Below are 12,464 nucleotides of genomic sequence, written 5' to 3'. Positions count from 1 at the left end.
GCTCAGTTCACGACCAGAAAGCCGAAATTGACGGGCACCTTGGCTCTTCCCGAAAGAACGACGGTGAAGCCACCATCGGCAACTTCGACGTGCTTGAGACGCCGACCGCCGATGGGATCGCTCGACAGCGTCACCAGCACGATGCTGCTGGCGCTGACGCTGCGATGATCGACGGCCACACGGTCGGCACCGGCAGGAACCGTTCCCTTGCCGGCGCTCGAGAACGACGCGCGGCCGCGAACGTCGAGAGCCAGACCGTCGACGCTCGAGTTGCGCGCCAGGATGCCGGGCATGTTCGGGTCCATCGCGAAGCCGACGACGCCGGCCAGGTTGCCCGGGTCGTTGGGGTCGCCGGAGAATCCGGCCAGGCCGATGATGCCCGAGACGGGCATCTCTTCGTTCGGGTCGATGGCCAGATCGCCGCCGGTCTGGCCGAGCACACCAAAGCCGTGCAACGAGCGCCCGCCGACGCCGATGGCTTCGATGGATGCGCCGTACACGCCGATCTGGATGGGGGAGTTGGGGTCGGACAGGAACGGCGTTCCGGTCTGTCCGAGGACGCCGATGCTGCTGGCCGAGTTGCCTTCGACGCCGATGCTGCTGCCGCCATCGCCGCGCAGGGCCGAAGTGAACGTGAAGTCGGGCGGCGAGTTCGGGTCAACCGTATCGTGGGTGACCACTAGACCCGGCACCTGCCCGGGCACCCGCAGCGTGGTGATGCTGCTGCCGCTGTTGACGCGGCCGATCAGGAGAGCCGAACCATCGGCGGCGTGTGCGGCCCTGGGCTCGCCGGCCACGCGACCGACTGCCGCCGCGCCGGCAATGAGCAGGCCGCCGCGCAGGATCTCGCGACGCGTGCTGCGGGCCTCGATCTGGTCCTGTTCGTCCTGCGGCGTCTGGCGCTTCATCGGTTCCCTCCGGGCGCAGCGGCCCCGTGCACAAGCCCCCTGAGACAGAGACGCCCGGACCCGGACGTCCAGTGCGGACCTTATGCGGCGTCCCAATGACCGTCAATACGCCGACCGCGCTGTTTGGTTGCTGAACCGCCGCTCAGGACGCCATCTGCCGCGCGCCTCGCAAAAGCACAGGCAGCTTGCGCTATGGCGCAGCGCTCACGCGCACGGTCACGGTCGCAGTGGCCGGCTCGAAGTCGGTGCCGCTGGCATCCGCGATCGTGACTGCGAAATCGGCGGCCACCGGCGCCTGCGCCGGCGCCCGATAGCGGCAGCGTACCAGCGTCAGCGGTGCATCGAGGCCTTCGAGACTGACGAAGCCGATGGTCAACGTGTCGTTGCTCTCGAGGTCGTTGTAGGCGCGGTTGTTGCCCACGCGCGAGCGGCAATCGACGTCGCCGAAGCTGCCGACGAACTCGCCGGGCGAGCCCTCGTAGCCCACGTCGAACTGCAGGGCGCCCAGCGGTGCACTCGCCTGCGTCAGGTCGAAGTAGATCGTGTACAGCTCGGAATCCGGGACGGCCAGGGTCGTGCTCGTGCTGGAGGTGGTCGTGCTGACGACCGTCGTCGGCGGCGCCGGCTCGACTTCGGGCTCCACGTCGACCTGGATCGGATTGAAGTCGGGATCGGCGGCATCCTCGACGACGATGCCGAAATCCTCTTTTACCGGCGCTTCGGATCCGTACGCGAATCTGCAGGTCGCCAGCCGCACCGGCGCCTGCACGCCCTGCAGGCTGACGAAGCCCATGCGCAGCGTCTTGTTGACGTCGTCGTCGTTGAACGACACCAGCGAGCCGGGAACGTGACTGTTGCATTGCGGCGCGCCGGCGGTGCCCACGAAGGTGCCTTTGGCCGAGGAGTAGTCGACGGCGATCTGCAGCGCGCCGATCAGCCCGCTGGCGGACGCGATGTCGAAGTCGACCACCAGCTCCTTGCCGGCAACGAGCGTGGTGGTTGTCGAGGGCGGGTTGGTGGTGGGAGTGGAAGTCGTCGTCGTGTACCCGTGCAGCGTCGAGGACGAGGTGGAGGTGGTCGTCGTGGAGGCGCACGGCAGGACGTGGCGGCAATTCTCATCGACGCAATCGACGCTGCCGTTGCCGTCGTCGTCGACGCCGTTGAGGCACTGCTCGCAGGCGCTGCGGTCGTCGGCGAGCGCGACGCAGATCGGCGGGAATGGATCGCAGCGATCGGCGCAGCCGCAGAGCGAGCTCGTCACGCGCTGAACGTTGGCGGGGTCGACGCCGCGAAATGCGCAGGAGAAGAGCGAGGCCGCCTCGGGGACGATGCATCCGAGAATCGTCACTTGCAGCGCGCCGTCCTGCTCGCCTGCCAGGATGCGGCATCCGGCCGCGACCAGCGCCTCGTCGAGCATGCACGCCTCGGCGGGCGCGCCTGCCACGTGCTCGGGGCCGACCTGCACGCGCACCGTCAGCGTGCGACAACCTCCGTTGCCATTGCTTCCGAAGAAGACGGTGGTCGTCGAGCCTGTACCTCCATTGCAACTGGCCAGCATCACGAGAGCTGTGGCCGCCGCGGTCGCTCGAAGCATGTCGCCCCCCTCCGACGGCACCCCAAGCTTGCTCCGCGATCCCCGGCACCGGCGGGTCGGAGCGAAGTGCCGCATGTGAGGTGGATATGGCCCGTCGGTCCGACCCGCGTCAACTCCGGCATGCACCATCAGCCAGTCTGGATGATGCGATCTTGCGAACTCGAAGGTCCTCGTCGAAAACCTCACGCTGCGCGACCGTTGCCGGCGTCCATTCGCGGTGGGCGTGCGCGGCGCGTGCCAAGGCAGAACGTGAACGGCGACACCGCCAGACGCATCGTGCGCGGCCAGCGATGGATGAACGATGCCGAGCCGGAGCTCGGGCTCGGCATCGTCGTCGACTGCGATGACCGCAGCGTGCTGCTTCACTTCGATGCGGCCGGCGAAAGCCGCCGCTACATGCTGCGCTCGGCCCCGCTGCGACGCGTGCGCTTCGGCGCCGGCGACACGATCCGCGACGACGGCGGCGGCGTCCACAGGGTCGAGGCGGTCGAGGAACGCGAGGGCCTGCTGCACTACCGCTGCCGAAACGGCGAGGTGCCCGAGCACCGCCTCTCCTCGCAGATGGTCCTGACCGGGCCACGCGAGCGCCTGCTGGCGGCACGCGTCGATCCGGCAAGGACGTTCGAGCTGCGCGCCGAGACGCTGGCGCGACAGCACGACATCCGGCGCAGCGGCGTGCGCGGTCTGGTCGGCCCGCGCGTGGAGCTTCTGCCTCACCAGTTCTTCGTCGCCGACGAGGTCACCCGCCGCCTTCTGCCGCGCGTTCTGCTCGCCGATGAAACCGGCCTCGGCAAGACCATCGAAGCCGGCCTCGTGCTGAGCCGCCTCGTTCTCAACGGACGCGTGGCTCGGGCGCTCGTCCTGGTGCCGGATGCACTGACTCACCAATGGCTGGTCGAGCTGCGGCGCCGTTTCCAGCTGCGCTTTGCCGTCTTCGACGAGGAACGCTGCCAGGCGATCGAGACGAGCACGCCCGGCGCCAATCCCTTCGCCGAGGAGCAGCTCGTGCTGGCGGGCATTTCGCTGGTGGAACGGAACGAAGTGCGCGTGGCGCAGGCCGCCGACGCCGGCTGGGACATCGTGATCGTCGACGAAGCGCACCATCTGGAATGGACGCGCGAGCAAGCGAGCGCCGGCTACCGCGCCGTGGAGAGGATCACCGCCGCGACCGCAGGGCTCCTGCTGCTGACGGCGACGCCCGAGCAGCTCGGCGAGGAGGGACATTTCGCGCGCCTGCGGCTCCTCGATCCACACCGGTACGCCGATTTCGAATGCTGGCTGGCCGAATCGAGCGGGTATCGCGAGGTCGCTTCCGTGGCCTCCGATCTGATCGTAGGGACCGCGCTTTCTTCCTCGGCGGTGCAACGACTGGCGCAGACGCTGGGCGCCGACGAGCGCGACGTAGCGGCACGCATCGCCGATCCTGCGCTGCGCCGGCGACTGCTCGAGGAGCTCATCGACCGGCATGGACCGGGCCGGGTGATGTTTCGCAACACGCGCGCCGCCGTCGGCGGCTTTCCTGCCCGCGAAGTCCTGCGCATCCCCCTGGGCCGCGGCGGCGCCGAGCGGCACGAAAGCGCGCACGGTGCAGTGCCGGACGCGCTCACAGCACGGCTCCAGGCCGAGCTCGCCAGCGACCTCGCGAGCACGGCCGCGCCAGACGCTGTGCCCGACGCCCAGCGCGCCATCGGCCTTGCCGGCACAACCGCCGGCAGCGCCGGCCTCGGCGACGATCCGCGCATCGACTGGCTGCTCGAGCTGCTGTCGTCGCCGGAAGCGCGCAAGGTCGTGGTGATCTGCCGGAGCGCGTCCAAGGCCGAGAGCATCGATGCCGCCATCGCCGCGCGCGTTCGCGTCGCGACCGCCCTGTTCCACGAGGGACTGACGCTGCTGCAACGCGACCGCAACGCCGCGTGGTTCGCGCAGGCCGACGGCGCCCGCCTGCTCGTGTGCTCGGAGCTCGGCAGCGAAGGCCGCAACTTCCAGCATGCGCAGCACCTGGTGCTGTTCGACGTGCCGCTCGACCCCGACCTGGTCGAGCAGCGCATCGGACGGCTCGACCGCATCGGTCAGCGAGGGGTCGTGCGGGTCTATGTTCCCTACGTTGCCGGGTCCGGGCAGGAAGTGCTGGTACGGTGGCTGGACGAGGGCGTCGACGCATTCCGGCGGCCGACGCTGATCGCGCATCCGCTGCTCGAACGGTTCGGCGAGCGGGTCTCGGCGCTGGCGCTGGCGGCTCCGGCCATGGATCCGGAGCGTTTGCGTGCAGACACCGACGAACTGGTGGCGCAGACCGCCGAGGCTGCGGCGTCGCTTCTCGAACGTGTCGAGCAGGGGCGCGACCGGCTGCTGGAGATGGCATCGCTGCGGCGCGACGTTGCCGAGCCGCTGCTCGCCGCCATTCGCAGCATCGATGCCGATGAAGCCTTCGAGGAATGGTTCCTTCGCCTCCTCGAGCACTTCCGCATCTATTCCGAAGAGATCGCACCGCGCGCGTACCTCCTGAACCCGGATGCAATGCACAGCCCGGAGTTTCCCGGCCTCGAGCGCGGCGAGACCGCGCTGACGTTCGACCGTCACACGGCGCTGGTGCGCGAGGATCTGCAGTTCGCCACCATGGATCATCCGCTGCTGGGAGACGCGATGGAGCTGCTCGTTGCCTCCGAGGCCGGCAACGCCTGCTTCGTCCTCCTCGAGGAGGATGCGCCGCCGCGCCTGTATCTGGAGGCGGTGTTCGTGCTGGAGGCGGCGGCACCGCCGCGCCTGCACGTCGACCGCTTCCTGGCGCCGTCGCCCGTGCGCGTGCTCGTCGACCAGCATCGCAACGTGCCGGCGCCGGAGGAGGATCCGATGACGCCTGCCCTCGCCGCCGCCCGAGCCGACGGCCGCGCCAGCTGGCTGAGCGCGCAGAAGGCGACGTTGGCGCCACTGATCGGCCGGCTCTACCTGCGCTGCGAGCAGCTGGCGGAGGAGAGCGCAGCCAGGCTGCGGCAGGCCGCGCAGGAAGCGATGAACGAGCAGCTATCGGCGGAGCTGGCGCGCCTGACGGCGCTGGCCGCGGTCAATGATCACGTGCGCCGCGAAGAGCACGCGGCACTGGAACAGCAACGCCGCGAGCTGGCCCAGGCCATCGATGCCGCGCGCATTCGCCTGGATGCCCTGCGCCTGCTGTGGCGCGGCCCGGTACGCGACGGCGCGCCGCGGCTGTGACTTGCAGGCGTTCGCGAGCGACGCACCTGGCGCGATAGCCGCGTCCGGCTGCCCTAGACGCGCGAGAGCCCGCCGTCACCCATGGCGAAGGCGTTTCGCGATCATCGCGGCTGGACGCGGCTACCCGCGCCCAGCCGCGATGATCGCCGCGACGTCGAAAAAGCCTTCGTTGGTCCCTTCCTTCTCGCCCAGGTTCACGTACCAGCCCTGCTCGCCGGGGAAGCGGTGGCTCGGCAAGGCGCAGAAGGTGCCGTGCTCGAGCTGCATGTCGATCATCGTGATCGACGGCCGGTAGCCGTACTCCCAGTCCATGGCGTAGCGCGCGCCTCGCAGCGGCTCCTTGGCGAAGCGGTAGTTGTTCACCCACATCTTCCAGAGCTGCCCGCCCGCATCGTACATGTCGGTGAACGGAATCCGCTGCGTCTCCTTGTCCAGGTAGATGACGCGCTTGGAGTACGCGTACTGCGGCAGCTTCGAGACACCCTCGATGATCCAGACCTCGCGCGGCTCCCATTTGTCGTCGTGCAGGAAATCTCCCGACGGCTCGCCCCATACCACCGGAAGGCGCTCGGCGTGCATCGTGCCGAGAACGGTCTTCTCGCCGAGGTACTTCCATTTCATCCAGGCGATGTTGCCCTGATAGCCCTCGTAGCTGTCGGCATCGGTGTCCTGTCCGAAGAGCGCATCCGAGCGCTGCGCCGACGACAGACGCCGCACGCGGCGAAGCTGCGGCAGGTACAGCCAGGTGTCGTCCTGCCGTGCCGGATCGAGATAACGCGTGAACGTGAAGCCCGTACCCTTGAGGTCGAACGGCTCGATCAGCGGGTACAGCGCTTCCTTGAACCGCGCGGCGTCGCGATTGGGCATGGCCGGCTTGGGATCGACGACGAGACGTCCCGTGAAATAGAGGCGGCGGATGTGATCGATGAGGAAGTGCCGCTCCACCCGCAGCGGATTGCCGTCCTCTCCGAGCGCTCCGGTGTCGCAGTCGAAGTTGCGGATGTCGGAGTCGTCGATGCCGATGGCCGTGGAGAAGTTGAACATCAGCTTGTCGGCGATGCGCGGGTCCTTCTCGTCGACGGACGGGAATGGCATGCCGGCCACGTAGTTCTCGAGCCGCAGGCCGTCGGGCGACAGCACGACCTGGTCGGAGAACTTCTCGGTGGCCTCCTGATAGGGCGGCGGGTGGGCGATCTTCTTGTAGGCAACGACCGGCAGATTGGCGCCGCGCTCGACGGCCCAGCGAAGGCCGGGGCCCAGGAACTCCTCGTACTCGTGCACGTTGTGCCGGGTGACGACGGTGCCCGGACGCGGCGGTTCGGAAGCGGCGTTGACGACCGATGCGGTGAGCAGCGCCAGGGACAGACTCGATGTGAGCAGCCACAGGCTGCGGCGCCGGAATGAGCCGATGCACTCCATGACCCCTCCTGGCAGCGCGGACACCCCGAGCGGATACGATTGCGGCCGCGGCGAGCCCGGTCCCCGGTGCCGAAGCGCTGCTGGAGCCACACAATATTCGCCTGCAGGGCGCCTCACAAGACCGCCGTGCCGCTGTGCGTCGCTACGCGGTGCGGGCGCGGTGGGTGCGGTGCGATGCGGACCGAGACGGCCGAGAGAGCCCTACTGCGGCGTGCGCTCCGGGAGCACGCAGAACGCGCCATCGCTGAAGCCCATCTCCCGGACGCCGAACGCGCGGTTGAAGCGCGCGCGATGGTTCTCCCAGGCGATCAGCGAGGCGACCTCGACGATCTCGGCTTCGCTCAGATGCCGGCGCAGCCGCTGGCGCAGGTCCTCGGAGACATCGGCCGGCGTCGAGGTCATGGCCACGGCAAGGTCGAGCACGGCGCGCTCGACTTCGTCGAACAGCGGGCTGTCCTGGTAGCGGGGCAGCGCCGCCAGCTTCTCATCGGTGATGCCCATCTCCCTGCCGACGGCAGAGCCGATATCGATTCAAAAGGGACAGCCCACCAGAGCCGACGCCTTGATCGCACCGAGCGTCTTCAGGCGCGGGTCGACCTTGCTGCTCAGCAGCACGGCCAGCTCGTAGGCGTAGACCGCGAAGGCGACCTTGCCGTGGTGGGCCAGAACACGGCGCAGATCCGCCCGGTTGCGGCTGGCCTTCTGGAAGACGCGTCTGTAGATCCGCAGCTTCTCGCGCAGCTTCATGCGTGCCACCTCTCTTTCCCCTCCACGAACCAGCCCGCGTTTTGGATACGTCAGGTCTCGAATTTTCGTTTTCTACTCCGGTGGGTGGACCCGGACGTCATGGGATTTCGACGTTCAGTCGGGGCCACGGACGGCCCGCACGGCGCGGCGGCTGGTCTTCGAGAAGTCTTCGGCCTTGCCGCGCGAGAAGCTGACGGCCCAGGCCAGGCTGTCGTTGGCGATGCTGGTCGTGGAGGACCAGTACTCGTCGGCGACCGTGCAGCTGCAGCTGGTGGGCACGCAGTCGGAGACGCAGGCCGAGTCGAAGGCGGGATGCACCGACGGGTCGCTGCGGCTGAAGTCGATGAGGCTGTCGAGCTCGCGGCGATTGGGAATGCGCCAGTCGTTGTGTCCGGCGTAGCCGGCGCCGCCGTTCTCGTTGTTCACGCGCTCGATCCAGTCCCAGATCGTGCCCGAATCCAGGCTCGACCAGGCATAGGTGGTATCGGCGCTGTGGTCGCCGCTGATCTCGAAGCCTTTCTTCTCCCACATCAGCCCGGTGTTGGTGTCGGTGATGGTGCCGTCGCCGTTGTCGACGAACGCGAGCGCGCCGCCCGTCTGCAGCGCGCCGTCATCGGGAACCGGCTGATCGGGCATGCCAAAGGTGTCGGTCTGGTACGAGACGGTCTGACCCGTGGCCGGGTAGACGCTTCGCCCGGTGCATTCGCTGAGGTCGTAGAGCAGGCACGACGGACGGCAGGAGATCGTGCCGCCAAGGTATCCAAAATCGGCGCAGGTAACGCCGCCGAGCTCGGCCCCGTCGCAGGTCTCACGGCCATTGAGCTCGCCATCGCCGCACGTGGGCAGCGTTCCGGTCGCCAGCAGCGAGGCGATCGTGCTGGTATCGTCGACGATCTCCTCCTGGATCGTGTCGCCGTCGCCGAAGGTGGGACAGTTGCTGCCGCCGATCAGCTCGATGGCGGTCCACTTGCGGTCGAAGGACGTGTCGCACTTGGTGAAGTCGGTGGCCGTGCCCTTCTTGACCGACTTCGACACCGTCTTGAGGCGGCAGGCGCCGTAGGCGCGCGAAGCGTCGAGCTTCTTGACCTGACAGGAGATGGCCGGGTCGGTGTCGGCGCGCGCATCGGGGCGCGGCAGCAGGAGCGCCACGATGGCGCCGCTCACCAGCAATGGAAGCAACCTGGAATCGCGCATCGAAACCTCCCTACGAAAACCGCCCGTGAGCCCGTCGTCGCGGCTCACGGCAGCGTGGTCGTGGTGGTCGTGGTCGTCGTCGTCGTCGACGGCCCGGCCACTGCGGCGGCGGCCGGACAGTTCGGCGTCAGGGCGTGACCGACGGCGGTGCGCAGGATCGCCAGCGCATCCTGCGCAGTGACGGTCCCGCTGCCATTGAAGTCGCACAGCGCCAGCGCGCAGGTGGCCGTTCCCACCGCGGTGCGCAGCGCGCCCAAAGCATCACTGGCGGTGATCGTTCCGCTGCCGTTGAAGTCGCCGCACAGCTGCTCGGGCAGCGTCGTCGTGGTGGTCGTGGCCGTGCACTGCGGAATCGCCGTTCCGGCGCACTGGCCGCCGGCGCAGACGTCGTTCTCGGTGCACTCGTCGCCGTCGTCGCACGAATCGGTGTTGGGCGTGTGCGTGCACCCTGCGACCGCGCTGCAGGAGTCGTCGGAGCAGGGGTTGGTGTCGGCGCAGGCGGTGTCATTCGGCGAATGCGTGCAGGCGTCGGCAGCTTCGTCGCAGCCGTCGAGCGTGCAGGCATGCGCGTCGACGCAGCTGCGCGAGCCGGCGATGCAGCCTTCGCTCGTGCTGCAGATTTCGTCCCCGTTGCAGAAGGATTCATCCGCGCATGCGGCATGGTTGGCGACGTGCGTGCAGGAATCGCTGAGCTCATCGCACGCATCGATCGTGCACGGCACGTGGTCGTCGCAATCGACAACGGGTGCGCCGTCGACCGACTCGCTGGCCAGGCAGCCTTCGTTCTCGTCGCAGATCTCGCTGCCGTTGCAGTACAGGCCGTCGTCACACGCCGAGTCGTCCCGCGCATGCAGGCACTCGTCGAGCTCCTCGCTGCACGCGTCTTCCGTGCACGTCACGCCATCGTCGCACTGCGGGACGTCGACCGTGCTGCACCCCTCGATGACGTTGCAGATCTCGTGGCCGTTGCAGAAGAGGCCGTCATCGGGCGCGAACAGCGCGTGCAGCGCAAGCGCGGTGGCGTAGGCATCGCCCTCGTTCCAGCACCCGCTCCCCTGCTGCTCGTCGGCCAGATACTGATGGGCGGGGTCGAGCACCGAGGGCGTCGTGCGTCCGCCCGCCTTCAGAGCCAGTACCGCCAGGGCCGTTTCGTAGACGGTGCTGCCGCCGTCCTGCCCGAAGCCGCCGCCGTCGTGCTGGCGATCCTCGATCCAATCGAGCGCCTCGGCCACGATGGCCGGGGCGACGAACGCACCGCCGAGTCGGGCCAGCGTGCGCACGACCTGCGCGGTAATGCCGAGCTGCCCCGACTCGCCGCGCCGTAGCCCCCAGCTCCCGTCGCCGTTCTGCGCCGCGGCCAGGTAGGCGAGCGCGGCCGTGATGCGAGCGGTGTCGAAGCCGGCGCTCTGGAACCGTACTTCGAGCGAGTAGGTGTTGGGGCTTCCCGAGAGGCTCTGGAGTCGCAACGTGTACGTTCCAGCCTGCGACGGCAGGCCGCCGAGCGACGTCGGCGAGCTGATGTTGCTGAGATCGGCCTGCAGGGTGCCCGAGCTCGGCGTATCGATGAACAGCCGCACGCTGCCGGTGACCTGGCGCACCAGAAGGGCAAGCCCGCTGGCGCCGGCCGGAAACTCGAACGAATGCTGGCTTTGCGTCGGAGCCGTGACGACCGCTCCGGCAATGGTCAGCGCAAGCGGCATGTCCGCCGCGCGCAGCGCATCGATGGCCAGCGCGGTGGTCAATGAGTCGGTGCCGAATACCTCGGTGACTCCCCAGCCGCCCTCGGGATGATTGGGCTCGCTCGGGTTTCCGCCCGACGATCCGTTCTGGTTCGCCAGCAGCGTCGCAAGATCGCCGTCCTCGGTGATCCCGGCGGCCAGCAGCGACGCCAGTCGGCGGGCGCGAAAGTCGTTGTTGGTGGCGGACTGGTTGGCCAGACCGTCGACGCCATTGGCGTACGTCTGCGAATCCGTCCGGCCTATCGCGCGCAGCGTGTCCAGCACGGCGGCGGTGTCGCGCAGGCCGGTGCCGTCCAGCGCGCCCCACGTTCCCGATCCGGCGCCGCCGCCCTCGGCCTGCAGGTCGGCCAGGCACTCGACGCCATCGCCGATGATGTCGGCGCGGGCGATCGAAACAGTGCCCATCACGCAGGTGGCGAGCGCTGCAATGAAGGCCATCGAGGCCGCTGTCGACAGCCGTTTCAGAACCCTACCTCCGAAATGCGCCAGGCGCCGCCCTCGCGGGCCAGCCGCATCGTGCGCGACGTCACCGCAGGCTGCGCATTGCTCGCCGTCACCAGAACGTCGGCCGAAGCCGCCTCGCCGCCGAACGACGTGCGCACCACCTCGATCGTCAGCTCGCCGAGCGCAGAGAATGCGCTCTCGAGCTGGCGGACGGCGGCCTCATGATCGGCGTCGCCCGCGCCCTGATCCCACTTGCGGCGCAGGTCGTGGCTGATGACGAGGAGCTGCATGAGGCGCGCGGCGTCGCGTGCGTTCCAGGCCCGCTGCCAGGCGTTGACGATCTCGGCGATGGATCGGGAAGCTTCCTGCACGGCCGGCGGCGGCACCGACGGCGAAGCGGTAGCAACGAAGGTCTTGCCGGGCAGCGTCACGACCTCGGCGGTTCCGGCGGCCGCACGCGTCTGCGGGCCTGCCGACTTCTCATGGATCTGCAGCGATCGCTCGATGACGGGCGCGTAGACGCTGGCGGGATAGCGCTCCACGATCTCGGCCAGAGCGGCGGCCTCGCGCGATCCCGCGTCGGCGAAGCCGGAATGGAGGAAGCGCGCCGACGCCTCGTTCTGCAGCATCCTCCAGACCTGCGCATCGGTGCCGGAAGGCGCGCGCATGCGGATGGCGATGGTGTTCGTGAACAGCCGCTGCGACGGAGCGACGTTCACCACCTCGGCACGCACCTGGTAGGTCCCTGGCTGATCGAAAGCGTAGAAGTACGGCAGGTCGCTGTCCTCGTGGGTGACGACGTGGAAGAGCACGCGAACCTTGATCGTGAACGCATCGCCGGGCGCCAGCGGCGCCTCCGGGACGTGCGTGTGCTTGATGCCGATGTCGGGGCCGACGTAGCGACGCGGCTCTTCGCCCTGGCGGCCGATCCACGGCAGCACCGCGCCGGTGGCCGCATCGGTGGTGCGTCGGACGACGATCGGCGCCGCGGTCTCATTGGCCACCCGCACCGACAGCAGCACGGGCTCGCCCAGCGTGTATTCGGCGCGATCGGAGGTCAGCGTGAGCGTCAACGCGGCGGCCGGAGCGGCCGGTGTCACCGCCGCTGCCGTCGCGGCGGCGGGCATGGCGAGCAGGGCGAACGCGGCGGTGATCCGCTGGATCGCGCGCGTGCGGTGCCGTGCTCTCCGCATCATGCTCATCGACCCG

General features: G+C 68.8%; 9 protein-coding genes. 1 reads left to right on the top strand and 8 read right to left on the bottom strand.

All coding sequences use genetic code 11. From position 1 onward, the window contains the following. Window positions 1-2: 2 nt before the first annotated feature. The gene (locus VEC57_15740; GenBank protein HYC00586.1) at window positions 3-908 is read right to left on the bottom strand and encodes a hypothetical protein; all 906 of its coding nucleotides are present in this window, start codon (window positions 906-908) and stop codon (window positions 3-5) included. Window positions 909-1,098: 190 nt separating this feature from the next. Next, on the bottom strand, window positions 1,099-2,502 hold the full coding sequence (locus VEC57_15735) for a hypothetical protein (protein HYC00585.1): 1,404 nt from the start codon (window positions 2,500-2,502) through the stop codon (window positions 1,099-1,101). Between the two features lie 249 nt (window positions 2,503-2,751). Between VEC57_15735 and rapA the strand changes: the two genes are divergently transcribed. Further along, complete coding sequence (gene rapA / locus VEC57_15730) at window positions 2,752-5,712, top strand: RNA polymerase-associated protein RapA (protein ID HYC00584.1); 2,961 nt, start codon at window positions 2,752-2,754, stop codon at window positions 5,710-5,712. Window positions 5,713-5,832: 120 nt separating this feature from the next. Here the strand turns inward: rapA and VEC57_15725 are convergent, their stop codons facing one another. The 6 genes from VEC57_15725 to VEC57_15700 form a co-directional block, all read right to left on the bottom strand. After that, window positions 5,833-7,131, bottom strand: a complete 1,299-nt coding sequence (locus tag VEC57_15725) for a DUF1329 domain-containing protein (GenBank protein ID HYC00583.1) — start codon at window positions 7,129-7,131, stop codon at window positions 5,833-5,835. A 201-nt stretch (window positions 7,132-7,332) separates the two neighbouring features. Then, window positions 7,333-7,632, bottom strand: a complete 300-nt coding sequence (locus VEC57_15720) for a hypothetical protein (GenBank protein ID HYC00582.1) — start codon at window positions 7,630-7,632, stop codon at window positions 7,333-7,335. A 30-nt stretch (window positions 7,633-7,662) separates the two neighbouring features. Next, on the bottom strand, window positions 7,663-7,878 hold the full coding sequence (locus tag VEC57_15715) for a hypothetical protein (protein HYC00581.1): 216 nt from the start codon (window positions 7,876-7,878) through the stop codon (window positions 7,663-7,665). A gap of 114 nt (window positions 7,879-7,992) precedes the next feature. After that, a complete protein-coding gene (locus VEC57_15710; GenBank protein ID HYC00580.1) occupies window positions 7,993-9,072 on the bottom strand; it encodes a DUF1566 domain-containing protein in 1,080 nt (359 codons plus the stop codon). 44 nt (window positions 9,073-9,116) lie between these two features. Further along, window positions 9,117-11,249 carry a hypothetical protein gene (locus VEC57_15705; protein HYC00579.1) on the bottom strand — a complete coding sequence of 711 codons (2,133 nt, stop codon included), beginning with the start codon at window positions 11,247-11,249 and terminating at the stop codon, window positions 9,117-9,119. 23 nt (window positions 11,250-11,272) lie between these two features. Next, window positions 11,273-12,451 carry a nuclear transport factor 2 family protein gene (locus VEC57_15700; GenBank protein HYC00578.1) on the bottom strand — a complete coding sequence of 393 codons (1,179 nt, stop codon included), beginning with the start codon at window positions 12,449-12,451 and terminating at the stop codon, window positions 11,273-11,275. Between the last annotated feature and the right edge of the window lie 13 nt (window positions 12,452-12,464).

Source organism: Candidatus Limnocylindrales bacterium (assembly GCA_035626395.1).
GTDB lineage: Bacteria > Desulfobacterota > Binatia > UBA1149 > CAITLU01 > DASPNH01.
The sequence above is the reverse complement of the archived record's forward strand: the minus strand, read 5'-3'. Positions and strand labels throughout refer to the sequence as shown.

Coding starts and splice junctions, on each gene's coding strand:
- VEC57_15740 (HYC00586.1), bottom strand. CDS start 908: ATGAAGCGCCAGACGCCGCAGGACGAACAGGACCAGATCGAGGCCCGC.
- VEC57_15735 (HYC00585.1), bottom strand. CDS start 2,502: ATGCTTCGAGCGACCGCGGCGGCCACAGCTCTCGTGATGCTGGCCAGT.
- VEC57_15725 (HYC00583.1), bottom strand. CDS start 7,131: ATGGAGTGCATCGGCTCATTCCGGCGCCGCAGCCTGTGGCTGCTCACA.
- VEC57_15720 (HYC00582.1), bottom strand. CDS start 7,632: ATGGGCATCACCGATGAGAAGCTGGCGGCGCTGCCCCGCTACCAGGAC.
- VEC57_15715 (HYC00581.1), bottom strand. CDS start 7,878: ATGAAGCTGCGCGAGAAGCTGCGGATCTACAGACGCGTCTTCCAGAAG.
- VEC57_15710 (HYC00580.1), bottom strand. CDS start 9,072: ATGCGCGATTCCAGGTTGCTTCCATTGCTGGTGAGCGGCGCCATCGTG.
- VEC57_15705 (HYC00579.1), bottom strand. CDS start 11,249: ATGGCCTTCATTGCAGCGCTCGCCACCTGCGTGATGGGCACTGTTTCG.
- VEC57_15700 (HYC00578.1), bottom strand. CDS start 12,451: ATGATGCGGAGAGCACGGCACCGCACGCGCGCGATCCAGCGGATCACC.